The following is a 25,146-nucleotide window of genomic DNA, read 5'->3' on the forward strand; positions in this document are numbered from 1 at the left end:
CCCCGGGAGGTGCTGCTACACCCCACGAGCAGCATGCATGTCAGCAGAGCCACCCCTCTTGGCACCCAGCGCCTCCTGGCACAGGCTCCGCTCGCGAGGGGAAACCCACGCGGGAGTCGATAGCGGCACTCACGGACATCGCCCGCTCACGAGCGGCAGGCTTGCCGCGTCACACCCCGCGCGCGTCGAAGTGGGCCAGCACCTTCCGGGCCTTGGCCACGTCGTCGGCGCGTCCCTGCTCCTCGAAGAGCGGAATCACCGCCTCGATCTCGGCTCGCGCGGTCTTCCAGTCCTGCACGAAGGTGCACGCGATGCTCAGGTCCCACCGCGCCCGCGCCTCGTAGGCGTGATCGTGCAGCTGCTCGTACAGCTCCGCCGCCGCGCGCAGGTGCGGACGTGCCGCCTCGTGGTTGCCCAGCAGGCCCTCGGCCTCGCCCAGCAACAGCCGGCACAGCGCCAGCGGCTCCGGATCCTCTTCCTTCTCCAGCAGGGGCAGTGCCTCGGAGAAGCGCTTGCGCGCCGCCTCGTACTCGCCCGCCTCCATGCGGATGTCTCCAATGTCCAGCAGCAGCTGGGCAATCCGCGGCCCGTTCTTCGCCTGCCGGTACAGCAGCAGCGCCTCCTGGTACTTCTCCTCGGCCGCCTTCGCCTGGCCCAGGGAACGCAGCGACTCGCCGATGGCCGCACGGCACAGCGCCTCGTTCTCCTGATCCTTCAGCTCGTTGAAGAGCGCCGTGGCTCCGGCGATGTGCTCGATGGCTCGCCGGTGGTCCTCGAAGTTGGCGCTCACCACCCCAAGTCCGAAGAGCGCCTGCGCCTGGCCGTACTTGTCCTTGGCCGTCTCGAAGAAGCCCAGCGCCTCCTCGTAGTGGCGGCGGCTCTCGGCATGGTCCTCGAGCATGCCGTGCAGCTCGGCCAGGTGCACCAGCCCCTTGCCGATCTCCCCGGGGTCTCCGGTGATGCGCGTCACGGCGAGCGCGTTGCGCTGGTTCTTCAGGGCTTCTTGGATGTGGGCGCGTTCGGAATCGGAGAGGCTCATGGTGGGGCTCAGTGCTCCTCGCCCTTGTTGCGTCGCCGGGGCTGCTTGTCCAGCGAATCCGCACGGCCCGGGTCCCCGTTTCCGTTGCGGTGCTCGCCATTGCCGCGCCCGGCCTCGTGCACCAGCAGGGGCGAGAAGAAGCAATCCTTCTTGGTGTATTCGTCGAAGGAGAACGCGAAGCGGTAGCTGGCCGCCGCGCGCTGGTTGCAGTCGGTGCGCTCGCAGAAGCGGCACGAGATGCCGCTCGGCACCGCGTCCTTGCGCAAATCCGTGGTGGGCAGCCCGTACGCCAGGTACTTGGCGTTCTCCGCGTGCGTCCCCAGTCCAATCGAATAGGCCGTGCCGCGCACGATGGAGCCTTCAATCGGCTGCAGCTGCACCTTGGCGAAGCAGAAGTACGAGGTGCCGTCCGGCATCATCGAGTACTGCCGGGTGATCTGCGACGGGTTGAGGAAGGCCAGGTGCACGGCCCACTTGCCGCATGAGCCTCCGCCCGTGGCGAACTTGATGCCGGTGCCGCTGTAGCGCTTGGAGATGTTGCCGGCGATGTCCGAGCGCAGGAAGTGGAAGGGCAGGCCCTTGCGCTTGGGATCCGACAGGTTGCACAGGCGGTGCGCCACCGTCTCGTACGTGGTTCCGAAGAGGTTGGAGAGCAGCTCCACGTCGTAGCGCGTGCGCTCCACCTCCTTGAAGAAGTCCCCGTACGGCAGCATCAGCGCGCCGGCGAAGTAGTTGGCCAGGTTCACCTTGATGAGCCGATGTGTCTCCGCGTGCCGCGTGCGCATCGCGCCCACGATCCGCTCCACCAGCTTCTCCCGGTCCAGCACCATCAGGCCAATGGACGCGGCGAGCTGGAACTTGAGCGGCTGCTCCGTCAGGTCCGGCGAGAGGATGAGCTCCTGGGTCTCGGGATCGAACCGGCGCACCACCGAGGAGCCGCTGACCGCGGACTCGAAGCGCACCCGGTAGCCGAAACGCTCCTCCAGCAGCGGAACCAGCTGCTGGCTGGTGAGCAGGCGTCCCAGCTTGAAGTCGCGCCGCAGCGCCTCGGCCTGCTCCTCCAGCTCGGGGAAGTAGTTGTGGTGCGTCTGGAGGAAGTCGCTCACCTCGTCGAAGGGCGAGTAGTCGAAGCGCAGGCCCGCTCCGGACGAGCTGCCCGGCACGGCCTGCGTGCGTGCCTGCTCCTCGGCGTTGAGCTGCGCCAGCACGTTCTCCAGCTGGGTGCGCGTGTTCTTGTAGAGGTTGAAGAGCGCCGCCACCGTGCCCGCCAGCTTCGGCTCGGCCGACAGGCTCTGCAGCGACTCGGGATCGATGTCGAGGCTCTTGAGCAGCGGCTCGTCCAGCAGCTTCGCGAGCGCCTCGTCCACCCGGCCCTCGCCGAGCGTGGACATGAACTGCTCGGGGTCCTGATCGAAGTAGCGCAGGGCCTTCCACAGCAGCGGGAAGGGCATCACCCGTTTGCCCTTCTCGATGAGGTTCAGGTACGCCGGGGAGACCCCCAGGTCCTTCGCCGCGTCCGTCTGCTTGATGTTCCGCGCGAGCCTCAGACTGCGCAGCTTCAGGCCCACGTTCGCGTTGAGTGCGTTCTCGTTCATCTCTGCGCGTCCTGGAGGGGAGGTGTTTCTCCCACTACCCAATCCCTCCGACACGGCCACTGTGTGGAGGCTTTTACCGATTTGCAATCAACGTTTTCGGGGGCGGAGTCCCCTGTTCTCGAGGGAACCCTCGAGGGCCCCGCCTCACGTCCCCGCATGTTCAATAGCGGGTAAGCTGTTGATTTTACAGAGCTCGGTGTGTGATGCCGTGCCTAGTACCACAGTACAGGCCGCTGGTTGTCAAGATTTTACCTATAGCGTTTACCAACACGGGGGCGGTGCGTCGGAGGGGCTGCACGGTCTCCCTCCGTGGTTCCATGGGAGCGCGTGGACGGGTCGCATGGTCCGCGCTTCACCCGGAGTCCAAGGGGTTCACGATGCCTCCGTCCAGGCCGGGTCTCTCCCTCGTGGCATGGGCCGCCCTGCTCGGGGTGCTGTGCTCCTGTCTCCCCGTGCGCCCGCCGCCTTCCCCCGAGGAGCCGGGCCTCCTGCGCTACCACGTCACCTATGTCCGCGAGCCCCGGCACGCGCTGGAGGTGGACATCCTCCGGGTAGGAGAGGGGGCTCCGCGTGACTTCCTCTTCACCCAGCCGGGCGGCGTCGAGCGGGTGCTCGTTCTCGGACGGGATGGCTCGGAGCGCGAGCTGCCGGTGTCCGCCGAGGGCCACGTCCTCGTGCCTCCGGACACCCGCTCGTTGCGCTACCGCTACCCGCTGGACGCGAGGGCCCGTGGACGGCACGCGGGCTTCTTCACCGGCCTGGGCGAGGGGGATGCGTGGCATCTCGCGGGCCGCGCCTGGCTGTTGCGCCCGCGCTCGGTGGGCGTGGAGCAGCGCGCCGAGCTCGTGGTGGAGGGCGTGGACGCGCTGCTGCCCTGGGCGCCGGACGCGAACGGGGTCTACCAGCTGCGCGGCGATGATCTGGTGAACTCGGGCTTCCACGCCTTCGGTGGGCGGCGGTGCACGGTGAGCCTGCCGGGGGGCGTGCTGGAGGTGGCGGTGCTCGGCCGCCCGTCACACATGGACGACGCGGCCCTCTGTGCGTGGCTGGAGCGGTCCGCTCGCGAGGTGCTGACGGTGCGGCGCTCCTTCCCGTACCCCCGCGCCACCGTGAGCCTCGTCACCGTGCCGGCCCGCGAGGATCCCGTTCCCTTCGGCATGGTGCTGTGGAGCATGCCGCCGAGCATCTCGCTGCTGGTGGGCCAGGACGCGGAGCCGGACGCCTTCACAGGCGACTGGGTGGCCGTGCACGAGCTCCTCCACCTGGCGCATCCGCCCATCCTTCCGCGCGTCGCGTGGCTGTCCGAGGGACTGGCCACCTACTACACGGAGCTGGCGCGGGCGCGCTCGGGCAGGCAGACGCCGGAGCGCGCGTGGAGCGAGCTGCTGGCCGGCTTCGAGCGGGCGCGCCACGCCGTGGGCTCGCGGACCATGGAGGATGTCGTCACCCGGGGTGACTCCTATATGGGCACCTATTGGACGGGCGCGCTCGTCGCCCTGCACCTGGACGTGGAGCTGCGCCGCGTCTCCGGCAACACGCGCAGCCTCGATGATGTGCTCGAGCGGCTCGCCGAGTCCGGCCCGGCTGCAACTTTCGATGCATTCGGCGCGGCGGTGGATGCCGTCGCCGGCCGGCCACTCTTCCGCGAGGTGCTGTCCCGCCACCTGCCCCGGCCTGCTTTGGCCGAGCTGGCGCCTCTGTTAGAAGCGCTCGGCGTGGAGCCCGCGCCGGACGGAGTCAGGTTGGCGGGTGCCCGCGACAGCTCGCTGCGGGACGCCCTGGTGGCTCCGCGGTGAGGGGCCTGTAACCGGCGAATCCGTCGTGCGTATGACAGCGCGCGAGCTTCTCGCAGCCGTTCCACCCCCGCAGTGAAAGGACACACCATGAACATCAAGACCATGGCCGCCATCGTTGGAACCCTCTCCCTCGGCACGCTCGCCACGGGCTGTGCGACGTCGAAGTCGGCGGCCCCCGCCGAGCAGCCGGGCACCGCGGCAGCCAGCCAGGAGAAGGGTGGCGAGGCCCAGTGCAGCGGCCAGAAGGCCGGCACCACCGAGGAGAAGGGTGGCGAGCACAAGTGCGGCGCCGGCGGCTGTGGTGGCGCCACCAAGCCGCAGTAACGAATAGCCCCCGGAGTCTCGGGGTTGTCTTCCGGGCGGCTGGGGCCTCTTCCCGCCGCCCGTGTCTTTTTCCGACCGTGTTTCTTTCTCCAGGAGCCGAGGTGCCGGTGAGCTACGCGCGCAGACATGGACTGAAGCCGCTCGGGGCGGGCATCGGGTTGCGGCGCGAGTTCTACGCGCGCCTCCCGGAGACTTCCCGCGCCCTGGACTGGGTGGAGATCATCCCCGAGAACTTCCTCACCCTGGGCGGCCGTCCGCAGCGCGCGCTGGATGCGTGCGTGGAGCGCTGGCCGGTGCTGCCGCACGGGGTGGCGCTGAACATCGGCGGGCCGGAGCCGCTTGCCGAGGACTACCTCTCGGGGCTGAAGGCGCTGGTGGAGCGGGTGGACGCGCCCTTCTTCTCGGATCACCTCTGCTACTCGCGGCTGCGGGGCACGTACCTGCATGACCTGTTGCCGCTGCCCTTCTCGGAGGAGGCGGTGGAGCACGTGGTGCCGCGGGTGCGCGAGGTCCAGGCGCGGGTGGGCCGGCCCTTCCTGCTGGAGAACCCGAGCTACTACGCGCTCATGCCGGGGGGCACCCTGGACGAGGCAACCTTCCTGCGGCACGTGGCCGAGGAGGCGGACTGCGGCCTGCTGCTGGACGTGAACAACGTCTACGTGAACGCGCGCAACCACGGGTATGACCCGAGGGCCTTCGTGGACGCGCTGCCGCTGGAGCGGGTGGTGCAGCTCCACCTGGCGGGCCACGAGCAGCAGCCGGACGTCATCATCGACACGCACGGGGCGCCGGTCTGCGACGAGGTGTGGTCGCTGTACCGCTACGTGCTCGAGCGCACGGGCCCGGTGTCCACGCTGCTGGAGTGGGACCAGGACATCCCCTCGCTGGAGGCGGTGCTGGACGAGGCGGACCGGGCACGCGCGGTGCTGGCGGAGGTGGAGGCGCGATGAAACCGGGGCTGCGTGGCTTCTTCCATTCGATGGAGCAGTACCTCACCCGGCAGGAGCCGGACGCGTTGGAGCGGCTGTACACGGCGCACCCGGGCTGGGACGCGCCGCGCTCGCGGGTGGCGCTCTACGGGTGGATGGTGCGCCACCATGTGACGTCCACGCTGGAGAAGCTCTACCCGCTGACGCGCGCGGGCGTGGACGCGGGGCGGTGGGAGGAACTGGTGCGGGCGTACGAGGCCTCGAGCCCCTCGCGCTCCTTCGAGATGAACCACCTGGGCGAGGGCTTCCCGGGCTTCCTCGCGGACGAGGCGGCACGGCGGGGGTTGCCGGACTTCCTGCCGGCGCTGGCGCGCTTCGAGTGGACGGACTTCGCGGTGTACACGTCCCTGGAGCCGGTGCCGGAGCGGGTGGAGCGGCTCACGGTGAACCCGACACTGGCGGTGCTGGAGCACCCCTTCCAGCTCTGCGCGTACGTGCGGCGGCAGGGGAGGGGACAGCCGGAGGCGGGGCAGGAGATGGCGCTGCTGTGGCGTCATCCGGAGCGGCTGGTGACGATGTTCCTGGCCGCGAACGACCGCTCGCTGCTGGCGGTGAAGATGGCGCTGGAGGGACTCACGCCGTCCCAGGTCTCGGCGGCCACCGGCGTGGCCGAGGCCGGCATCCGCGCCGCGGTGGAGTCGTGCGTGGCGGACGGCCTCGTCCTGTCGCCTTGAGGCCCCACCGGGCGGAGGGCTTCCACCCGGTGGGGGGTGGCTCCGGTGTGCACCGGAGCCGGTACCGCTACTTGATGTCCGGCTGGCAGACGTTGTTGCCGCTCGTGCCGGTCACGCACTTCAGACCATCGCAGCACGCGGAGACGGCGCCGCACGCCTGACCGAAGCCGGAGCACGGCGGGGTGCAGGTGCAGCTGCCGCCCGCGCAATCACCGCCGGTGGCGTTGTCCAGGCAGCGCAGCCCTTCGCAGCAGGGCGAAGCGGTCGAGCACGCCTCGAAGGACAGCTTGCACACGGGGATCGCCTGGCACAGGCAGGCCCCATCCACGTCACAGGGGATGGGCGGATCCTGGTTCTGCTGCACGCACTGCAGGCCGTTGCAGCAGGTGCCGGCGCCGCTGCCGCACGACTCCAGATCCGTACGGCACCCGTTGCTCACCAGGTAGCTGGCCCACTGGGCGATGTGGTTGGACGTGTTGATGTCCTGGAAGGGCAGGGCGAAGGCCGCGTAGGACGGATCGCCCGAGCCCACCTTGTCCGGATCCACCGCCGCCATCCACAGCAGGGTGCCCCAGGGGTTCTCGCCCGAGGCCGTGACGGGCTGGCGCAGGCCGTACTTACGCGAGGAGGAGAACGTCACCCACATGAGCCGGCTGGTGTCGCCGCTGTTGCCGCGCGTCACGAAGGGGCTCCACTTCGGGTAGCTGTTGGTCAGGTTGGTCGTCGTCTTGTCCATCACGCCGCCCTTGTTGGCGTTGGCCAGCTCCACCGGCGTCGCGTTGGTCTCCAGCTTCGCGGCCCACAGCCTGGCGGACGGGTCCGTGTCGCCGTTGCAGTCCGTGTGTGCATCACCGGAGGGGCACACGGACTCGTTGTAGACGAGGAACGAGTTGTCGGGCGCGATGGCCGGGTAGAAGCGGTTGCGGCCGCTCTGGGACGGCACCACCGTCACCGGCTCGTTCCAGCCGCCACCCGTCTTCTCCGTCACCATCTTGATGGAGCCCCTGAAGCTGCGCTGGTTCGTGCCGGCCTGGCCCATGGACATGTAGGCGATCGTCTTGCCATCCGCGCTCCAGTCCGGGTGGTTGGCGGGGTTGGTCGAGGTGCCGGTCCCGGCGATCTCGCCCTCGTAGGCGGCGGTGTCGCCGTTGAAGAGCTTCAGCGTGTAGCGGCTGGAGCCGCTGTCGGCGTAGACGCCGACGAACTGCGTGCCAGCCGGGTTCCACGACTCGAAGTTGCTCAGCTTCGTGCCACTCTGCGCCAGGTTGACCTTGTCCGTGGCGGCATTGAAGGAGGACAGGTCGATCAGCGCGAGCCGGCCGTCGTTCTGGCCGTTCACCTCGGCCACCAGCTTCTTGCCGTTGCGGCTCAGGGCATGGCAGCCCACGCAGCTGACGCTGGTGTTGATGTTGCTGGCCCGGAGGGCGGCCGTGGCGGTCGCGGCGCCGGTCCCGGCGAAGTCATAGCGCATCACGCCGGTGCCGCCGGACGTCGTCCAGTAGTAGAGGGCGCCCTTGATCTCCGCGCGGGCGAACTGGATGGAGATGGGGTCGGAGACGCCCACCGTGCCCGAGCCCGTGTCATCCGTGGAGCGCACGATGAGCCGCACCGGCAGGCCACCGCGGTTGCTCTCGGCCAGGAACTTCCACACGTTCTCCGCGGGCGTGTAGATGCAGCCACGCTGACCCGACGGCACCGCGCCCGAGGGCGGCGTGAAACCGCTGGGCAGGTAGCAGCGCAGGTAGACGCGCACGTCGGTGATGGTGTTGGTGAACTGGAGCTCGAAGAGCGTGTTGCTGGTGGGACCCGACAGGAAGTGGATCTCCAACTGACCCAGGTTGGGCGGCACCATGACGCCGTGGTTGGGGTAGACGATCTGCGGCTTGCGCGAGGCGTCCACCGTGCCGCCGAAGTGGTCTCCCGGGTTGGCGGGCACCGGCGAGGAGCCGCTGGGCACCGTGGGATCCGACACCTTCTGGTCCAGCTTCACCGTGATGTCGGTGGAGACGGACTTGGTGCCGATGCGGGCGCGAACGAAGCTGGTACCACCCACGGTGGTGCTCGAGTTGAAGGTAGACCCGAGGAAGAGACCCAGCCGCGTATCGTCGATGCTGAGGGTGGCCTTGTCCGTCACGTCCTCCGTGCGTCCATCGGAGTACGTGCCCATGACCGTGAACTTCAGCGAGGCGGCGGTGCTCCCCGAAACGGTGACCAGCGGCTTGGTGGGGCTGATGGACAGCGAGCCGAGCGTGGGGTCGTCGTCCAGACCCCCGTCGCCGCCGTCCGCTCCGTTGCCACCACCATCCGGCTTGTCATTGGGTCCGCCGTCCGTCGTGATACCGCCGTCGGGACCGTTGGGATTGGGACCACAGGAACAACCAGACAGCGTGGCCGCTGCCACCAGGATGCCGATGAGCCAGGTTTTCTTCCACATGGCCGGCTAGCGTAACTCTCTTTCCGACGTCTGGCGCGTGCTTCGTGGATGGTGCCCTGCTGGGCATCCATCCACAGCACAAGCTTGAAACGCCGCCGCAAAGAGAGTGCAGTCGTCACACGGTTTCCCACATCCTGAGAGCCAGATCGTGTTGTCTGCCGTGCGGTCAGCCGAGCGTCACGGAGGAGGGGAAGGGCCGCGCTCCGTGGCGTTGGGAGGCAGCGGGGCCTGGCACCGCGCGTCCCGGCACGTGAGGCCCGGCGCGCACTGCTCGTTGGTGATGCACTCCACGCACCGGCCATCCGACGCGCACAGGGTGCCGTGCTCGCAGCCGGTGATGCCGCAGCCGCGGTTGACGCGGTCCTCGTCGCCGTCCGAGCCGTCCGCGTTGGGGAGCTGGATTCTGACCTCCTTGGACTCACTCTCCTTCACGCACGCCTCGGTCTTCCTCACCGGGAGGCCGGTGGCGGAGGCCTCCAATGTGTAGCAGCCCTCCGGGAGGGGACCCACTCGCAGGGTGCCGTCCTCCGCGAGGGGCTGCCGCTGGAAGGGAATGCCCGTCACGGACGCCCATCCCTCCACCAGTGGCTGGTGCCCGGGTGGGTGCACGCGCAGCACGAGGAAGCCGGCCGCGCGGGGCACCACGTCCTCCAGGCGCGCCGAGCCGCCTCCGGGCACCATCACCGGCAGGCGCACCGCCTTGTTCGCGGAGGCCACGATGAAGAGCTCGCCCGGGCCGGCCGGCACGCGCTCCAGCACGAAGGTGCCGTCCGAGGCCACGGTGCTCCGCAGGTCCGGGTAGCCCACCAGCGACACCAGGGCCACCACCGGGTCGGCCTCGGTGAGCTGGCCCCGCACGGTGCCCGTCCGGAAGGGGGTGTTGTCGAAACCCCCGCATGCGCTCGCGACGAGGGCGAGGGCCATCATCACGCTGTAGGTGGTCTGACGCATCAGAAGCGGTATCCCACTCCGGCCCATCCGCCGGCGAAGCCCACGGCCTGTCCCTGCCCATCCACCACCACGTACGTCACCATCAGCTGCGTCTGCGCGCTCAGCTCCAGCCGCTCGCCCATCCGCCACGCCACGCCACCCACCACGCCGGGGCTGACGGTGAAGTACTGCTGCCCTCCGGAGAAGGCCTCCGTCTGAAAGGACCGCTGGAGGAACAAAGCGGCCACACGCGGGCCCGCATAAAGCGACAGCCGCTCCCACCGCCACGTGTAGGGCACCGCCGCCCCCATGGACAGCGAGGTGTAGGTGAAGGGCACCGAGGTGCCGGGCACCAGGTGGAGCTGCTGGCGCCCCCGGCCACCGCTCAGGTCGAAGACGAGGCTCAGGTCCGGCAGCGGGCGCTCCTCCAGCCGCAGCACCAGCGCCAGCTCCGGCGAGGCGGGCAGCAGCTCGTTCCGGCTGCGCGCGTCCACGAAGGAGAACATGCCTCCCATCACCGACAGCGAGCGCTTCGGGAAGCTCTCCGACAGCAGGCGCTCCAGCGGCAGCCGCTCGCCCGCGGCGATGTCCACCACCTCGCGCAGCAGGACGTCGTCCCCCTTGGTGAGCTCCACGGTGCGCCGGCCCGGCGGTACCGCGGTGCCTCCGGGCAGCTCCGTGCGCGGCTCTCCGTCCACCTTCAGCGTGAAGCCGTCCAGCCGGGGGTTGTACGAGAAGAGCTCCGGGCGGCCCGTCCGGTCGATGTGGCCGGAGAGCACCACTGGATCCGCTCCCACCTCGAGGATCTCCGCCGAGGGCCGCTGCCGCCCCTGGGTGAAGGCGTAGGTGCGGCGGCGCGCATGGTCATGTGCCTCGGTGGCGGTGACGGCGCCGTCGGAGTTGCGGTCCGCCGCGCCGTTGAGCCCGTCGATGAGGAAGTGGGTGTAGATGTCGTTGCGCAGCTCCTCGTCCTCGCGGGCCGTCTCGCCCCAGTCGCAGGCGGCGAACACCATGGAGGCCCGGCTCGACTCCTCGAGCGGACGTGCGTAGAAGCCCGACTTGATGCCGGCCAGCTCGGCCTCCAGCTCCTTGGGCAGCAGCGACTTGCCGCTGCCGCTGTGGCAGGTGGCCAGCACCATGAGCCGGCGGCGCGAGGGCAACTGGTCGAACTCGGACTTCAGCTCGTCCATGGGCAGGGCCGTCTGCGCAATGGCCCGGAACGAGGCGTCCGTGGTGACCAGGTAGCGCTTGAGCTCGCCCCTGCCGTCGCGCGCCAGCGTGCCGTGCGCGGAGAAGTACACCACCACCACGTCATCCGGCCGCGTGGCCTCCTGCCGCAACTGGCGGAGCGCCGCGAGGATGGCGCCCCGGGTCGTCTCCTCGGGGCGCGACAGGACGCGCACCGAGTCGAAGTGGCCGCGCGCAGGGTCCCTCAGCGCCGCGGCCAGGTCCTCCGCGTCCTTGGTGGCGTAGCGCAGGTTCCTCCACTGCGCGTCCTGGAACTGGGACACGCCCACCAGCAGCGCCAGGCGCCGGGGCGCATAGGCCGTGGACAGCGCGCGCTCGTCCACCTTCACGGACACGAGTCCGCCCTTGCCGCCCTTCTCGAGCGAGCCCGGGCTCGCGCAGGCCGCGAGCACCACCAGCAACGTGAAGACGAGTTGCCTCACCGTGGGCCAGGATTCTGCCCTGTCTCGCCGCGAACGTGGAGATCGAACCGGCTGATGGCCAGCACCGGACGCTCCCCCATGTCGCCGCGGGTGAGTGCCTCGCGCACCTCCTCGGGAGGTGGCATCTGGGCCGAGGGGAAGCCCACCAGCCACAGGGTGAGGGGGCCGGACTCGCCCTCCAGGCTGATGCCCACGAGGCCCTGGGGGCCTTCCAGCTCATGGGTACCGGCGGAGAGGGGGAAGCGGCCGAGCAGCTCGGGCTCGGCGTCCGCGCGCCGCTGGAAGAGGAGGGCCTCGCCGGCCTCGGTGGCGTGGTAGCGCAGCACCAGCACGTCCTGGTCCGAGGCGCTGCCGCCCGGATCCATCCGGCGCAGGTGGCCATCCGGCTCGCGGGCCACCACGGAGGTCTCCAGCGCGAGGGTGCCCACGCCCTTCACCCCATCCCAGGCGCCCTTCGCCTCACTGGGAGGCCGCACCTGGTCGCGGGTGAGGACGAAGAGCCCCGAGAGCCCCGCCGCCACCGCCAGGGCCGCCGCCACCCTGCTCCAGGGCCGGGCGGGCTCGCGCAGGCCCCGGCGGACGCGGGCGTAACCCACCTCGTCCAGCCGGGGCTCCTCCTGCCGGGCGGGCGCGAGGTGGAGCAACAGGGCGTCCACCTGCCCATCGAGCAGGCCGGGACCGGGCGTCTTCGCCAGGAAGTCCATGCAGGCCTCGCACGGGTGCTCCAGGTGCTCGCGGAAGTACGCCACCGCCTCCGGCTCACCGGCGGTCAGGGCGCGCAGGGCTTCGGTATCCAGGTGTCTCATGCGGACTACTCCCACCGTCCGGCGAGCACGCGCCGGAGCAGCTCCTGCTTGATTCGGGCCCGGAACCGCTCCAGGCGCATCGTCACGGCGCTCTTGCCTACCCCGAGCTGCTCGGCGATCTCCCGGGCGGACAGCTGGCCCTCGACGTAGAAGAGGTAGACGGTCTTCTTCTCCTCGCCCTCGGGCAGCTCGGCGATGAGCTGGCGCACCACGGCCATGTCCCGCTCGAGCTGGAGCGCCTCGGGCACCACGGAGGCGGTCTCCGGCTGGGGATCGGAGATCTCCTCGTCCATGCGGCGCTTCTGGCCCTTGCGCTCCAGGCGGGTGCGGGCCCGGTTGCGGGCGATGGACAGGAGCCAGGCCTCGAAGGCCGCCGGCTCCTTGAGCCGGGGGAGCGCCTTGAAGGCGCGCACGTAGGTCTCCTGAATCACGTCTTCCACCTCATCCGCGTCCAATGGGGCGAAACTGCCCGTCAATCGGGCCACCAGGGGCCGGGTCCGCCGGTAGATCTCGCTGAATGCGGGTGCCTCCCCTCGCATGGCCCGCACCACCCACTCCGTCAGCCCCCGAGAGGAATCTACCCGGCTCATGGACCCCCCCGGTGGCACAGCGGCCACACGCCGCCAGGTGGACGGACGCCGCTCTTCCCGCTTCCCCTGGGGGGGGCGTGGGGCACAATGTCCGGGCGGTTGTTCATTTTCGTGAGGACTCGACCATGCGCGTCATCAACTTCAACGCCGGACCCGCCGGGTTGCCTCTGCCCGCCCTCGAGCGTGCGCGGGAGGAGCTGCTGGATTTCCAGGGTTCCGGCATGTCCATCATGGAGCACAGCCACCGGGGCAAGGAGTACGAGTCCGTCCATAACGAGGCCATCTCCCTGCTCACCGAGCTGCTGGGCATTCCGGACACCCACCAGGTGCTGTTCCTCACGGGCGGGGCGTCGCAGCAGTTCGCCCAGGTGCCTATGAACTTCCTGCCTCCGGGCGCCAGCGCGGACTACCTGATGACGGGGGTGTGGAGCGAGAAGGCCTATGAGGAGGCGAAGCTGGTGGGCCAGGCGCGCATCGCCGCCACCACGGTGCTGCCGGACAAGCGCTACGTGCGCGTGCCCCGCCAGGACGAGCTGCAGGTGGACCCCCACGCGGCCTACGTCCACCTGACGAGCAACAACACCATCTACGGCACGCAGTGGCACCGCTGGCCCGAGGTGGGCAACGTCCCGCTGGTGGCGGACATGAGCTCGGACTTCCTGTGGAAGCCCATGGACGTGAGCCGCTTCGCCTTCATCTACGCGGGGGCGCAGAAGAACCTCGGCCCTTCGGGCGTACTGATCGCCGTGGCGCGCAAGGACTTCATCGCCCGCGGCCGCAAGGACATCCCGAAGATCTTCCGCTACTCGACCCACGCGGAAAACAACTCGCTCTACAACACGCCGCCGACCTTGGCCATCTACCTGTGCCGCAACGTGCTGGCCTGGGCGAAGCAGGTGGGAGGCCTGGCACGGTTGGAGGCGTGGAACCGCGAGAAGGGCGAGCTGCTCTATGGGGCGCTCGACAAGCACGCGGGTTTCTACCACGCGCCGGTGGAGCGCGAGTCGCGCTCGTACATGAACGTGGTTTTCAAGCTGCCCACGCCGGAGCTGGATGACCGGTTCGTGGCCGAGGCGAAGAAGGCGGGCATGGTGGGCCTCAAGGGGTACCGGACGATGGGCGGCATCCGGGCGTCCACCTACAACGCGGTGACCGTGGACAACGTGAAGGCGCTGGTGTCCTTCATGGAGGAGTTCGTCCGGAAGAACGGTTAGGGTTCGCCCCTCCACGCTGTCAGGAGGGGTCATGAAGAACACCACGCTGTTCGCCGTCGTGATGGCCGTTGTGCTCGCGCTGCCCGCCGCCGCCAAGGAGGTCGCGGGCGTGCAGTTCCCCGAGACGCTCAAGGTCGAGGGGAAGGAGCTGAAGCTCAATGGCGCGGGCCTGCGCAAGAAGCTGGTCTTCAACGTGTACGCGGCCGGCATGTACGTGGAGAGCCCGTCGCAGAGTGCCCAGCAGGTCGTCGAGTCGGACCAGGTGAAGCGGGTGCGCATGTCGATGCTGCGCGACCTGGACAAGAAGGCGATCACCGAGGCGATCGTCGATGGGTTCAAGAAGAACTCGAAGGACAAGCTGCCGGCGTTGCAGCAGCGGCTGGACACGTTCACGTCGGCGATTCCGGACGTGAAGAAGGGCGACGAGCTGCTGCTGACGTACGTGCCGGGCAAGGGCACGACGATCGAGAGCAAGGGCGGGCAGAAGATTTCGGTGGAGGGGAAGGACTTCTCGGACGCGCTCTTCTCGGTGTGGCTGGGGAAGAACCCGGTGGACGAGAGCCTCCGGGACGGAATGCTGGGCAAGGAATGAACCCGGTGCTGTAACCCGGGCGCCGTCGCTCCACCGAGCACAGGACCCCTCTCCCCCCGGGAGAGGGACGGGGTGAGGGTATCGGACGTCCCGGGTTGAAAAGTCCGTGTCATCCAGACGTTGCGGCGGGCCGTGTGCCGGGTAGGGTGCGGCCCGCTTCGATTTCCCACAGGGAGAAACACTGGATGAGAAAGGCATTGCTCGCCGCTTGTTGCCTCGTGGTGTCCGCCTGCAAGACGGCGGAGCCCGCGCCCACGCCCCCGGCCCCTCCGCCTCCGCGGGAGCAGCCGGCGCCCGAGGCGAAGCCGCTGCCGCCCGGACTGGATGGCGCGGCGCTCAACGAGCAGGCGAATCCGTGCGAGGACTTCTACGAGTACGCGTGCGGCAACTGGGTGAAGAACACGGAGATCCCCGCGGATCGCCCGCGCTGGTCGCGTGGGTTCGACTCGATCGCCGCGCGCAACGAGGAGATCCTCCGGGAGATCCTCGAGGCCTCGTCCACGGGCAAGTCCCCCGAGGGGACGCCGTATGCGCAGAAGCTGGGTGACTACTACGGCGCCTGCATGGACGAGGCGCAGGTGGAGGCCTCGCTGCCCGCGCTGAAGACGGAGCTGGCGAAGCTGACGGCGGTGAAGAGCGCGAAGGATCTGGCCCAGGTGGTGGGCACGATGCACGCGCGCAGCGTGTTCCCGCTCTTCCATCTGAGCTCCAACAACGACCTGAAGGACGCCAGCCAGGTGGTTGGCGAGATGGACCAGGGCGGGCTCGGGCTGCCGGACCGGGACTACTACCTGAAGGATGACGAGAAATCGAAGGGGCTGCTCACGGCCTATGGGGAGCACCTGAAGAACCTCTTCGTGCTGCTGGGCGAGACGCCGGAGCAGGCGGCGAAGAGCGCGGCGTCGGTGCTGGAGACGGAGACGGCGCTGGCGAAGGCGTCCCTGACGCGCGTGGAGCGCCGCGAGCCGAAGAACCTCTACCACCGGCTGGAGCGCAAGGGCCTGAAGGCGGAGGCGCCGGCCTTCCCGTGGGACGCGTACTTCACGGCCGCGGGCGCGAAGGAGCTGCAGACGATCAACGTCACGCACCCTCCCTTCTTCAAGGAGGTGGAGCGGCTGGTGAAGACGGCGAAGCCGGGGACGTGGACGCCGTACCTGACGGCGCACTACGTGCTGAGCGTCGTCCCGGCGCTGCCCAAGGCCTTCCAGCAGGAGCGCTTCCGCTTCACCTCGCAGAACCTGACGGGCGCCAAGGAGGACGTGCCGCGCTGGAAGAAGTGCGTGCGCTTCACCAACAACGCGCTGGGCGAGGCGCTGGCGCAGCCCTTCATCGCCAAGACGTTCGGCGCGGATGGCAAGACGACCACGCTGCAGATGGTGATGGAGATCGAGAAGTCCTTCGAGCGCAACCTGGACTCGCTGGCGTGGATGGACGCGCCCACGCGCGAGCAGGCGCTGGTGAAGGTCCGGAAGATCGCCAACAAGATTGGCTACCCGGACAAGTGGCGCAACTACGACGCGCTGAAGGTGGAGCGCGGCTCGTTCCTGGGCTCGTGGGTGAGCGCGTCGGCGTTCGAGCAGGCCCGGCAACTGGCGAAGATCGGCAAGCCGGTGGACAAGGACGAGTGGATCATCCCGCCGCCCACGGTGAACGCCTTCTACAACCCGGCCCTCAACGAGATCATCTTCCCGGCGGGCATCCTGCAGCCTCCGTTCTTCAACCGCGAGGCGACGGCACCGGTGAACTTCGGGGCCATGGGCATGGTGGTGGGGCATGAAATCACCCACGGTTTCGACGACGAGGGCCGCCAGTACGACGCCGAGGGCAACCTGCGCGACTGGTGGACGCCGGGCTCGGACAAGGCGTTCCGCGAGCGCGTGGCCTGCGTGAAGGAGCAGTACGACGGGTACACGGCCATCGACGAGCTGAAGGTGAACGGGGCGCTGACGCTGGGCGAGAACGTGGCGGACCTGGGCGGCCTGAAGCTGGCGCACGCGGCCATGGAGGCGTGGCTGGCGAAGGATCCGGAGGCGGCGAAGCAGGTGAATGGCTACCGCTACACGCCGAGCCAGCAGCTCTTCCTGGGCTACGCGCAGTCGTGGTGCTCGAAGTACCGGGATCCGTACGCGCGGCAGATGGCGATGGTGGATCCGCACTCCCCTCCGCACTGGCGGGTGAACGGCCCGTTGGGGAACCTGAAGGAGTTCCAGCAGGCCTTCCAGTGCCAGGAAGGCACGAAGATGGTGCGCCCGGCTGCCCAGCGCTGCGAGGTCTGGTAGCGCTCAGAAGAAGCTGAGCTGCGTGCCCGGCTTCATGGGGCGGCGGAAGGTGCTCTCCTTCTCCGCCCCATCCCAGGGCCACTCACCGTTGAGCCCCACACGGCGCACGGTGGTGTTGAAGAGCTGGTGGATGGTGTCCGCGTAGAGGCCCTCGCCCCGCATGCGGACCTTGAAGCGCGCGTCGTTCAGCGCTCCCCCACGCGTCTCGCGGATGCGGTGCAGCACCCGCTCGGCACGCAGGGGGAGCTTCTCGCGCAGACGCTCCTCGAAGACGGCCTGCACGGGGCCCGGCAGCCGCAGCAGCGTGTAGAAGGCGCGGGTGGCGCCGGCCTCGCGCGCCGCGGTGAGCACGCGCACCATGTCCTCGTCGTTGAGCCCGGGGATGACGGGTGCCACCGCCACGCCCACCGGGATGCCCGCCGCCGCCAGCCGCTCGATCGTCTGTAGACGCCGCCGGGGCGTGGCCACGTACGGCTCCATGGCGCGAGCCACCTGCTCGTCATGGAAGGGCAGGGTGATGCACACCGACACCCGGGCCTCCTGCGCGAGCGTCGTGAGCACGTCCAGGTCGCGCTCGATGAGGGGCCCCTTGGTGATGATGCCCACCGGGTTGCGGTACTCGGCGCAGACCTCCAGGCAGGCGCGGGTGAGCCGCATCGAGGCCTCGAGGGGCTGGTAGCAGTCGGTGACCCCGCTGAAGGCGACCGTCTCTCCCTTCCAGCTCTTGCGCTCGAAGGCCGTGCGCAGCAACTCCGCGGCCTGGGGCTTCACCACCAGCTTCGTCTCGAAGTCCGTGCCGGCGCCGAAGCCGAGGTACTCGTGGTAGGGCCGCGCGTAGCAGTACGCGCAGGCGTGGAGGCAGCCCCGGTAGGGATTGACGCTCCAGGTGAAGCCGACGTCGGGGCTGTCGTTGCGCCCGAGCACCTCGCGGCTGTGGTCTTCGAGCACCTCCAGCTTGGCGGGAGGAATCTCGTCCAGGTACTCCACCGCGGTGGTGTCCCAGGGGTTGGTCGGGTTGGAGATGGGACGGGGCTTCACACTCCCAGAGTGTGACTGAAAGGACGTTCAGTCAAGGCTTGATTGGCCGGGTGGTGGCCAACGTGGGCGGTCAGGTGAGCGAGCGGGCGAGCCTGCTCGCCTGCCTCGTACCGCGGGGGTGCCTACCGTCGTCCCATGCGTTTCTGGACTGCCCTCCTGTGCTGCCTGCTCCTCGGGACGCCCGTCCTGGCCGCCGGGGGAACTCCCGCTCCAGCTCCTTTCGAGGCCGAGGTACGGGCCCGGCTGGCGCGAGAGCCCAGGGACACCTCCAAGGCGCTCTTCCTCTTCTACGAGACGCGGGGCTTCCTGCCGGCGTGGTTCTCCTATGACGGTGCGTTGCGGCCGCAGGCGGGCGAGTACCTCGCGGCGCTGTGTGAAGCGGAGACGGAGGGCCTGTGGCCGGAGCGCTACCGGCGCGTGGAGCTCGCGGAGGCCCTGCGCCAACTGACGCTGGACGGAGAGCCGGGGGACGCATGGGTGGAAGTGGAGCTGGGGCTGACGTCGAGCTTCCTCACCTACGCGACGCATCTGCTGTCCGGGCAGGTGTCCTCGCGAGGCACGCGGTGGAGCACGAAGCCACCGGGAGCGGTGGTGCTGGCGGCGGTGCTGGAGGGAACGCTCGCGAGTGGAGACATGGCCGTCACGCTGCGGAGCCTCTCCCCGCGCAACGAGGGCTTCGTGCGGTTGAGGGAAGCGCTCGCGCGCTACCGGGCCCTGGCCGCCGCGGGGGGATGGCCGCTGGTGCCGGAGGGCATGCCGCTCGAGCGGGGCATGAAAGATCCACGGGTGGTAGTGCTGCGCGAGCGGCTGCGGGCCACGGGAGATCTGCCTCCGTCCGCGGAGGAGCGGTTGCTCTATCCGGGCGCATCGGGAGTAGGCGTGACGGCGCTGGTGGGGGACCTCGTCCGCGCGGCGATGGAGGCGCCAGCTCCGGAGTCTCCGAAGAAGCCCGTTCCCGAGGACCTCTACGACGCGCGGGTGGAGGAGGGCGTGAAGGCCTTCCAGCGGCGGCACGGCCTGGCGGTGGACGGGAAGGTGGGCGGTGAGACGCTCGAGGCGCTGCGGGTGCCGGTGGAGGAGCGCATCGCGCAGTTGCTGGTGAACCTGGAGCGCTGGCGCTGGGCGCCGAGGGAGTTCGGGACGCGGCACGTGATGGTGAACCTGCCGGCCTTCGAGCTGGAGGCGGTGGAGCAAGGCCAGACGGCGCTGCGGATGCCGGTCATCATTGGTCAGCAGGAGTGGAGCACCCCGGTGATGCTGGACGAGGTGGAGTACCTGGTGCTGCATCCGACGTGGTACGTGCCGAGCCAGATCACCACGGAGGAAGTGCTGCCGAAGCTCCAGGAGGATCCGGGGGCGGCGGCGCGGATGGGGCTGACGACGTACGACCGGGCCACGGGGGAACCGGTGGATCCGGCGACGGTGGACTGGAAAGGGCTGGAGGCGGGGTCGCTGCCCTACCGCTTCGAGCAGGACCCGGGGAGCGACAATCCATTGGGCCGGGTGAAGTTCATGTTCCCCAACCGTTTCTCCATCTACCTGCACGACACGCCGAACCCGAAGCTCTTCGCGGAGGCGCGGCGGGCCTTCAGCCACGGCTGCATCCGGGTGTCCGAGCCGGCGAAGCTCGCGGACTTCCTGTTGCGGGGCCACGAGGGCTGGACGGAGGAGTCCCTGGCGGCGGCGATGGCGAAGGCCGGGGGCAAGCAGCGGCGGGTGGAGCTACCGGAGCCGGTGCCGGTGTACTTGCTGTACTGGACGAGCTTCGTGGACGCGGAGGGCCGGGTGCAGTTCCGGCCGGACGTGTACCGCCAGGACGCGGCGGTGCGGCGGGCGCTGGCGGTGAAGCCGGTGCCCGCGGCGGGCGAGTCGCCAGCGTCCTGCGGAGGGGTGCGCGGTTAGCGCTTGCTCCAGCGGGCCGGGGTGCCGCGCACGTCGATGTGCACGAAGGGCCCGTGGACGCGGTTGGCGCGGTAGACGCCGTAGCCACCGATGAGCTCGGGCACGCGCTGCTCCACGCGGTCCACGGCGCGGGCGAGCACCTCGGCGTCCTTCACGTCGACGCGCCCGTTGCCATCGAGGTCATCCATCTGCCCATCGCCATCGTCATCGAGCCAGACATCGGCCGCATCCCCGTAGGTGTGGCGGCTGAACTTCGCGCGGCCCTTCTCACCGGGCCCGTTGTACTGGGGTGTGCGGAAGCCGCTCATCACATGGAGCCCCTTGGCGGGATGGCCCTGGGCGCGCAGTTCCTGGAGCACGAGCTCCAGCTTGTCCACCAGACGCAGGTCGAGCACGAGGTACTTGGGCCAGACGTTGGCCTGGTCCTTGGTGAGGAAGTGCCGGAGCTTGAAGTGCTCGGAGACGGCGAAGTCCTGGTTCTCGCGCGTCACCTCGATGAGGAGCTCGGGAGGGGCATAACGGCCGGAGCGGCCAGCGGTGCGGGCCGGCCAGCGGCCGATGCGGTAGCCGTTGAGCTGCGTCTTCGAGCCGTCGAAATGGACGGGGGTGATGACGGCGTGCGGGCTGGTTTCCGCCCCCAGCATGGCGGGAGCGAGCCGCCAGACGCCGGGCTGGGCCGGGGCCTTCCAGCCCTCGTTGGAGATGGACGCGGGAGCCTGGGTATCCGAGCCCAGCGCCAACCAGCGGGCCTCCTTCACGTCCTCGCGAATGGCGAAGTGGGGCTGGAGCGTCTCGCCCGGAGGCACGACTACGGCGCGCAGGGCACCGCTGTGACCACGGGAGACCAGCTCGACGGGCGTGGACGGAGCCACGGCGGGAGCGGGTTCGGCGGCCATGGCGTACTGGGCCAGGAGGAGCAGCGCGGCGACGATGAAGAGGATGGCTGAACGGCTGAGGGGCAGGCGGCTACGGGATGAATTCACGCGGACTCTGAGCAACTGGCCGAGAGAGGAAATTCCCCCCGCCTCCCTGGCTGGACTCCAGGGCAGGGTGGATGCTCGAAAGGGCTCGGGAAATGACATGGCCGGCGACTCCTCCTCGGGAGAGGGAGGAGACACCGGCCAGGTGTGACGGGTTCCCCGAGGGGAGCGTCCTGCCTCAGCGGATGACGGGGATGATCTCCTTCGTCCACTGGGCGATGTGGTTGGACGTGGTGATGTCCTGGAAGGGCAGCACGAGGGCGGGGTAGCTCGGGTCCTCGCCGAGCGCCACCTTGTCCGGGTCCACGGCGGAGATCCACAGCAGCGTGCCGTTGGGGTTCTCATCTCCACCGGGAAGCGGGTTGCGCAGTCCGTACCGGCGGCTGGAGGAGAAGGTGAACCACTGCAGCCGCGAGTTCGGCTCCCGCGTGCGCTGGTAGAGGAAGGGCGCCCACTTGGGGAAGGAACTGGTGAGGTTCGTTCCGGTGTCGCGCTTGCCGGGAGCATTCGCGCGGGCGAGCTCGATGAGCGGAGCCCCCGCCTCGGCCTTCACTGCGAAGAGCCGCGCGGAGGGATCGCTGTCCGCGTTGCAGTCCATCCCGGAGGTGCCGCTCGGGCAGGTGGACTCATTGAAGAGGAGGAACGAGTTGTCGGGCGAGATGGCCGGGTAGTAGCGGTTCTTGCCGTCCACGGCGGGCGCGAGCGTCACCGGCGCGCTCCAGCCCGAGCCAGTGCGGCTGACCATCTGGATGGCGCCCTTGCCGAAGCGCTGGTTGGTGCCCTTCACCCCCATCATCACGAAGGCGATCTTCTGCCCGTCCGCGGACCAGTCCGGGTGGCTGACCGGGTTGGTGCTGCTGCCCGTGCCCGTGAGGCTCTGCGCCTTCTTGCCGTTGTTGCCGTCGAAGAGCATCAGGTTGAAGTCGGTGGCGCCCGAGTCCGCGTAGACGCCCACGTACTGCGAGCCATCCGGGTTCCACGACTCGAAGATGCTCTTGTCCGGAGAGCTGGCGCCCGCGTTGTAGGGGACGAGCAGCGTCTTGCTGGCCACGTCCATCAGCACGAGGCGCCCGGAGTTCTGGCCGTTGGCCTCGGCGACGAGCTTCTTCCCGTCGCGCGACAGCGCGTGGCAGCCGATGCACTCGCCGTTGGCGACCTCGGGACCGGCGAACTTCTCGCCCATGAGCTGCGAGGCGCTCGAGAAGTCGAAGCGCATGATGGCCGAGCCGTTGGAGGTGGTCCAATAGTAGAGGCCGCCGGTGAGGTCATCGCGCGCGAAGGACACGGAGAGCGGCGTGGACGTGCCCACCTGCACGCCCGCGTCGTTGGTGCCGCGCAGGGTGATGGAGACGGGCTCGCCGCCGCGGTTGGTCTGGGTCAGCCACAGCCAGGTGGCGTCATCCGGCCGGTAGATGCAGCCACCGTTCAGCGGCTGGGTGCAGCGCAGGTAGACCTTCAGGTCCGTGACGGCGTTCTGGAACGACAGCTCGAAGAGGGTGTTGCCGCTGCCCGGCAGGAAGTGGAGCTCCGCCCCGCGCATGTTGGGCGGCATGAGCACGCCGTCATTGGGGTAGACGAAGTCCGGCTTGCGCGTGTCACTGGGAGGGCCGGCGAAGGGGCCCGCCGGGTCCTCGGGCAGTGAGGTGGAGGCTGGATCCTTCACGCTCGCCTGGAGCTTCACGGACACCTGCGTCGTCCCGCGCACGCTGCCCGCGAGGGCGGAGATCGTCGTCACCCCTCCCTGGTTCTTGTAGGTGGTGAAGGTGCTGCCCGAGAAGCCCCCGATGAAGCCGTTCTCCACCGAGAAGCGGACCAGCGTGGTGATGTCGCGCGTCCCGCCGCTGTCGAAGGTGCCGATGGCCTTGTAGGTGAGCGAGGCGGGGGTCTTCCCGGCCTCGATGAGGAGCACCTGGTCCGCGGGCTCGACGCTGATGGACTTCAGCCCGGGGAGGGGCTCGCCACTGCCGGTGGTCCCACCGTCGGCCGATGGGTCTCCCGGGCCATTGCCTCCGTTGTCCTCGCATCCGGTGGAGGCGAGCAGGAGCACCGCGAGCAGGGTGGAGAGAAGAGCGGGAATGCGCATGGGGCGCATTCTGGCCCAGAAAAACGAGAGGCCGGCAATCCCTCGGACGTCCGAGACATTGCCGGCCTCACAGAGCGGCGGACCGGGTTCGAACCGGCGACCCCGAGCTTGGGAAGCTCGTGCTCTACCAGCTGAGCTACCACCGCGTCGCAAGCAGTCTCAAAGTAGGGGCCCGCACGCGGCTTGTCAACGAGAAGATCGAGGGGGCTATTCGCCCTCCTCAATGGTCAGCTGGTAGGCATCCTGGAAGTTGGCCTCGCGGTTGCGCGCGTCGCGGACCTCGAGGACGTAGACGCCGGGCTCGGCGCTGTAGCGGATGACCTCGGGCTGGTCCCCTCGGGCGCGATCGGACGTCTGCACGAGTGACAGCTTTCCGTCCTCGCCCAGGCGGTGCAGGTAGAGCCCCACGTCCACCTTGAGGATGCCCAGCAGCGTCACCTTGATGGGCGTGCGCACCGGCCGGTCCGACAGGTCCAACCGGTAGTAGTCCACGTCCTTGAGCGGATAGACGGTGCCGCGCACCGCCTTGCCCGGGGTGATGTCCATGGCGCGGTCCGTGGTGTTGTTGGGCTCGCGCTCCTGGCTGCCATCGTCCGGCACGGTGGTGACCGAGATGCGGTAGGGCTGGTCCGCGTTCTCGTAGTCGCGCACCCACTTGTTGTCCACCTTGCGCGAGGCGCTCTGCACCCGGAAGTAGCAGGTGCCCTGGCAGGCCACGTTGTTGAGGCGCTCGGGCTCCTTGATGGCGCCATCGTTGGCGCGCTGGAGCACCGTCTCCTTCTGGCCCTCGCCCTCGGGAGGCGCCACCACGGACAGCTCCAGGTCCATGCGCTCCACGCCGGACAGCTCCACCTTGGCGAGCACCGGCTCGGCCGACTTCAGGACGAAGTTGTCCACGTCGCCCTTGGGCGAGAGGAACCCCTCCTTGTAGCCGTACGTCGGCAGGGTCGTGGCCTTGTACAGCTCGTCGTTGGGCTCCAGCTCCGCGTTGGCGCCGGCCTCCTCCTGCGTCACGGTGAGCGTGTACGGCTTCTCCGAGTTGAAGCCCCGTTTGGCCTCCTTGCCCGTGCCCACCCAGCCGCTCTTCACCACGATGTACACCACGCGATCGCTCGCCCTCACGCCGATGTTGCGCAGTGAATAGCCCTCGCCCTCCTTGCCCCTGGGCGTGACGAAGAGGGGCGCCTCCGCGGCCGAGAGCACCGACAGCTCCGTGCGGACGCCCTCGATGCCGGTGAGCTCGATCTTCAGCGCCATCGCGGGAGGCTCCTCCGGCGCGGCTTGCAGATCTCCCTGGCCGGGGACGGGCACGGGCACCTGGAAGCCTCCGGGCTGCTGTGCCTGTGCACCGGCCGCGGCCGGGTCTCCCTCGGCGGCGGGAGCGTTGGCCGTTGCCTCGGGATTGGAGGTGGGGTCGGGCGCCGGAGGCTGGCCCTCGGTGGGGGGCGGCTGGGCGCCGGTGGGGTCCGCCGGGCTCGGCATGGGGGCGGGGGCAGGGGCGGGCGCCGGAGGCGGCGTGGCGCCAGCGGGGGGCTCGGGCAGCTCCAGCCGGTACCAGTCCTCGTCGGCCGCGTGCCCGATGAAGCCGGACACCGCCTGGCCGAACTGCATCGGCGTGGCGTCCACGGCGCGGTCATTGGGCTCGCGCTCCACGCCATCCTCGGGCGAGTGGTAGCGCACCTCGAGCGTATAGGCGCCGCCGGTGCCCTTGCGGGCCGAGGCCACGCGCACCCAGCGCTCGCGCTCCACGTAGAGGTTGGGGAAGCGCTCCGGCTTGCCGTCGCCTCCGCTGTTGATGCTCGCGCTGCGGATGCCGGGGGCGTCGTACACCTCCAGCAGCACGTCTCCGCCGGGGAGGCCGGTGACGCTGACGTCCGCCACGCGCGGGCTGGCGGGGACGAGCCGGTACCAGTCCTCGTCGGGCTTGGACGGATCCGCGCCCAGGCTGGCGCTCACCGTCGCGTCCCGGCCGAGGCTGAGGGCCTGCTCGGGCCGCTCGTTGGGCTCCTTCTCGTTCAGCAGCTCGGGCCCGGTGACGACCGGTCCGGCGTCCGCTACCTCGGTGTCCTTGTTGGAGCAACCGTTCGGGCAGCCGGCGAGCAGAAGTGCCCACGGCCACACCCACCCCAGACGTCGCATTCCGTTCCCTCTTGGCATTCGGGTGCCTACTCAATCCCCTGGCGCCCGGGTGTCAAGGTTCGCCAACAGACA

Annotated in this window: 19 protein-coding genes and 1 tRNA gene; 8 read left to right on the plus strand and 12 right to left on the minus strand. The window is 69.4% G+C overall.

What is annotated here, in order from left to right; genetic code table 11:
* Window positions 1–169: 169 nt before the first annotated feature.
* Together BO221_RS50455 and BO221_RS50460 are read right to left on the minus strand one after the other, a co-directional pair.
* Entirely contained in the window at window positions 170–1,039 is an 870-nt protein-coding gene (locus BO221_RS50455) for a tetratricopeptide repeat protein (protein WP_073568120.1), read from the minus strand.
* A gap of 8 nt (window positions 1,040–1,047) precedes the next feature.
* Window positions 1,048–2,634, minus strand: a complete 1,587-nt coding sequence (locus tag BO221_RS50460) for a short-chain fatty acyl-CoA regulator family protein (protein WP_043395996.1) — start codon at window positions 2,632–2,634, stop codon at window positions 1,048–1,050.
* 377 nt (window positions 2,635–3,011) lie between these two features.
* Here BO221_RS50460 and BO221_RS50465 point away from each other — a divergent pair, with 377 nt between their 5' ends.
* The 4 genes from BO221_RS50465 to BO221_RS50480 all read left to right on the plus strand — a co-directional run bounded on the left by BO221_RS50465 (window position 3,012) and on the right by BO221_RS50480 (window position 6,417).
* Window positions 3,012–4,430: a hypothetical protein gene (locus tag BO221_RS50465; protein WP_073568121.1), complete on the plus strand. Its 1,419-nt coding sequence runs from the start codon at window positions 3,012–3,014 to the stop codon at window positions 4,428–4,430.
* Between the two features lie 87 nt (window positions 4,431–4,517).
* On the plus strand, window positions 4,518–4,754 hold the full coding sequence (locus BO221_RS50470) for a hypothetical protein (RefSeq protein ID WP_073568122.1): 237 nt from the start codon (window positions 4,518–4,520) through the stop codon (window positions 4,752–4,754).
* Window positions 4,755–4,855: 101 nt separating this feature from the next.
* A complete protein-coding gene (locus BO221_RS50475) occupies window positions 4,856–5,704 on the plus strand; it encodes a DUF692 domain-containing protein (protein ID WP_073568123.1) in 849 nt (282 codons plus the stop codon).
* Window positions 5,701–6,417, plus strand: coding sequence for a DUF2063 domain-containing protein (locus BO221_RS50480; RefSeq protein WP_073568124.1), 717 nt, complete (start codon window positions 5,701–5,703; stop codon window positions 6,415–6,417). Before BO221_RS50475 ends, BO221_RS50480 begins: the two co-directional genes overlap by 4 nt.
* A gap of 67 nt (window positions 6,418–6,484) precedes the next feature.
* On the opposite strand, the gene BO221_RS50485 is transcribed toward BO221_RS50480, so the two are convergent.
* From BO221_RS50485 to BO221_RS50505, 5 genes are all read right to left on the minus strand, one after another.
* Window positions 6,485–8,851: a hypothetical protein gene (locus BO221_RS50485; protein WP_073568125.1), complete on the minus strand. Its 2,367-nt coding sequence runs from the start codon at window positions 8,849–8,851 to the stop codon at window positions 6,485–6,487.
* A gap of 177 nt (window positions 8,852–9,028) precedes the next feature.
* Window positions 9,029–9,802: a hypothetical protein gene (locus tag BO221_RS54620; protein WP_073568126.1), complete on the minus strand. Its 774-nt coding sequence runs from the start codon at window positions 9,800–9,802 to the stop codon at window positions 9,029–9,031.
* The gene (locus tag BO221_RS50495; protein WP_073568127.1) at window positions 9,802–11,451 is read right to left on the minus strand and encodes a caspase family protein; all 1,650 of its coding nucleotides are present in this window, start codon (window positions 11,449–11,451) and stop codon (window positions 9,802–9,804) included. The genes BO221_RS54620 and BO221_RS50495 overlap by 1 nt, the downstream gene beginning before the upstream one ends.
* Window positions 11,448–12,257: a hypothetical protein gene (locus BO221_RS50500; RefSeq protein ID WP_073568128.1), complete on the minus strand. Its 810-nt coding sequence runs from the start codon at window positions 12,255–12,257 to the stop codon at window positions 11,448–11,450. The genes BO221_RS50495 and BO221_RS50500 overlap by 4 nt, the downstream gene beginning before the upstream one ends.
* A gap of 5 nt (window positions 12,258–12,262) precedes the next feature.
* A complete protein-coding gene (locus tag BO221_RS50505) occupies window positions 12,263–12,847 on the minus strand; it encodes an RNA polymerase sigma factor (RefSeq protein WP_073568129.1) in 585 nt (194 codons plus the stop codon).
* A 125-nt stretch (window positions 12,848–12,972) separates the two neighbouring features.
* On the opposite strand from BO221_RS50505, the gene serC reads away from it, so the two are divergent.
* The 3 genes from serC (at window position 12,973) to BO221_RS50520 (ending at window position 16,932) form a co-directional block, all read left to right on the plus strand.
* Complete coding sequence (serC, locus tag BO221_RS50510) at window positions 12,973–14,061, plus strand: 3-phosphoserine/phosphohydroxythreonine transaminase (RefSeq protein WP_073568130.1); 1,089 nt, start codon at window positions 12,973–12,975, stop codon at window positions 14,059–14,061.
* Between the two features lie 31 nt (window positions 14,062–14,092).
* Window positions 14,093–14,653: a chalcone isomerase family protein gene (locus tag BO221_RS50515; protein WP_073568131.1), complete on the plus strand. Its 561-nt coding sequence runs from the start codon at window positions 14,093–14,095 to the stop codon at window positions 14,651–14,653.
* 185 nt (window positions 14,654–14,838) lie between these two features.
* Complete coding sequence (locus BO221_RS50520; protein ID WP_073568132.1) at window positions 14,839–16,932, plus strand: M13 family metallopeptidase; 2,094 nt, start codon at window positions 14,839–14,841, stop codon at window positions 16,930–16,932.
* A gap of 3 nt (window positions 16,933–16,935) precedes the next feature.
* On the opposite strand, the gene BO221_RS50525 is transcribed toward BO221_RS50520, so the two are convergent.
* Window positions 16,936–17,970, minus strand: coding sequence for a PA0069 family radical SAM protein (locus BO221_RS50525; RefSeq protein WP_073568133.1), 1,035 nt, complete (start codon window positions 17,968–17,970; stop codon window positions 16,936–16,938).
* 135 nt (window positions 17,971–18,105) lie between these two features.
* Between BO221_RS50525 and BO221_RS50530 the strand changes: the two genes are divergently transcribed.
* Complete coding sequence (locus tag BO221_RS50530) at window positions 18,106–19,872, plus strand: murein L,D-transpeptidase (protein WP_073568134.1); 1,767 nt, start codon at window positions 18,106–18,108, stop codon at window positions 19,870–19,872.
* On the opposite strand, the gene BO221_RS50535 is transcribed toward BO221_RS50530, so the two are convergent.
* From BO221_RS50535 to BO221_RS50550, 4 genes are all read right to left on the minus strand, one after another.
* Window positions 19,869–20,855 carry a D-Ala-D-Ala carboxypeptidase family metallohydrolase gene (locus BO221_RS50535; RefSeq protein WP_073568135.1) on the minus strand — a complete coding sequence of 329 codons (987 nt, stop codon included), beginning with the start codon at window positions 20,853–20,855 and terminating at the stop codon, window positions 19,869–19,871. The genes BO221_RS50530 and BO221_RS50535 overlap by 4 nt on opposite strands.
* A gap of 175 nt (window positions 20,856–21,030) precedes the next feature.
* Window positions 21,031–22,935, minus strand: a complete 1,905-nt coding sequence (locus BO221_RS55265) for a hypothetical protein (protein WP_158080059.1) — start codon at window positions 22,933–22,935, stop codon at window positions 21,031–21,033.
* Between the two features lie 73 nt (window positions 22,936–23,008).
* Window positions 23,009–23,081, minus strand: a tRNA-Gly gene (locus BO221_RS50545).
* A gap of 61 nt (window positions 23,082–23,142) precedes the next feature.
* Complete coding sequence (locus BO221_RS50550; RefSeq protein WP_073568137.1) at window positions 23,143–25,074, minus strand: ABC transporter substrate-binding protein; 1,932 nt, start codon at window positions 25,072–25,074, stop codon at window positions 23,143–23,145.
* Between the last annotated feature and the right edge of the window lie 72 nt (window positions 25,075–25,146).

This window comes from Archangium sp. Cb G35 (genome assembly GCF_001896145.1).
GTDB classification, from domain to species: domain Bacteria; phylum Myxococcota; class Myxococcia; order Myxococcales; family Myxococcaceae; genus Archangium; species Archangium violaceum.

Coding starts and splice junctions, on each gene's coding strand:
- BO221_RS50470 (WP_073568122.1), top strand. CDS start 4,518: ATGAACATCAAGACCATGGCCGCCATCGTTGGAACCCTCTCCCTCGGC.
- BO221_RS54620 (WP_073568126.1), bottom strand. CDS start 9,802: ATGCGTCAGACCACCTACAGCGTGATGATGGCCCTCGCCCTCGTCGCG.
- BO221_RS50515 (WP_073568131.1), top strand. CDS start 14,093: ATGAAGAACACCACGCTGTTCGCCGTCGTGATGGCCGTTGTGCTCGCG.
- BO221_RS50505 (WP_073568129.1), bottom strand. CDS start 12,847: ATGAGCCGGGTAGATTCCTCTCGGGGGCTGACGGAGTGGGTGGTGCGG.
- serC (WP_073568130.1), top strand. CDS start 12,973: ATGCGCGTCATCAACTTCAACGCCGGACCCGCCGGGTTGCCTCTGCCC.
- BO221_RS50500 (WP_073568128.1), bottom strand. CDS start 12,257: ATGAGACACCTGGATACCGAAGCCCTGCGCGCCCTGACCGCCGGTGAG.
- BO221_RS50485 (WP_073568125.1), bottom strand. CDS start 8,851: ATGTGGAAGAAAACCTGGCTCATCGGCATCCTGGTGGCAGCGGCCACG.
- BO221_RS50455 (WP_073568120.1), bottom strand. CDS start 1,039: ATGAGCCTCTCCGATTCCGAACGCGCCCACATCCAAGAAGCCCTGAAG.
- BO221_RS50460 (WP_043395996.1), bottom strand. CDS start 2,634: ATGAACGAGAACGCACTCAACGCGAACGTGGGCCTGAAGCTGCGCAGT.
- BO221_RS50480 (WP_073568124.1), top strand. CDS start 5,701: ATGAAACCGGGGCTGCGTGGCTTCTTCCATTCGATGGAGCAGTACCTC.
- BO221_RS50550 (WP_073568137.1), bottom strand. CDS start 25,074: ATGCGACGTCTGGGGTGGGTGTGGCCGTGGGCACTTCTGCTCGCCGGC.
- BO221_RS50520 (WP_073568132.1), top strand. CDS start 14,839: ATGAGAAAGGCATTGCTCGCCGCTTGTTGCCTCGTGGTGTCCGCCTGC.
- BO221_RS50465 (WP_073568121.1), top strand. CDS start 3,012: ATGCCTCCGTCCAGGCCGGGTCTCTCCCTCGTGGCATGGGCCGCCCTG.
- BO221_RS50530 (WP_073568134.1), top strand. CDS start 18,106: ATGCGTTTCTGGACTGCCCTCCTGTGCTGCCTGCTCCTCGGGACGCCC.
- BO221_RS55265 (WP_158080059.1), bottom strand. CDS start 22,935: ATGCGCATTCCCGCTCTTCTCTCCACCCTGCTCGCGGTGCTCCTGCTC.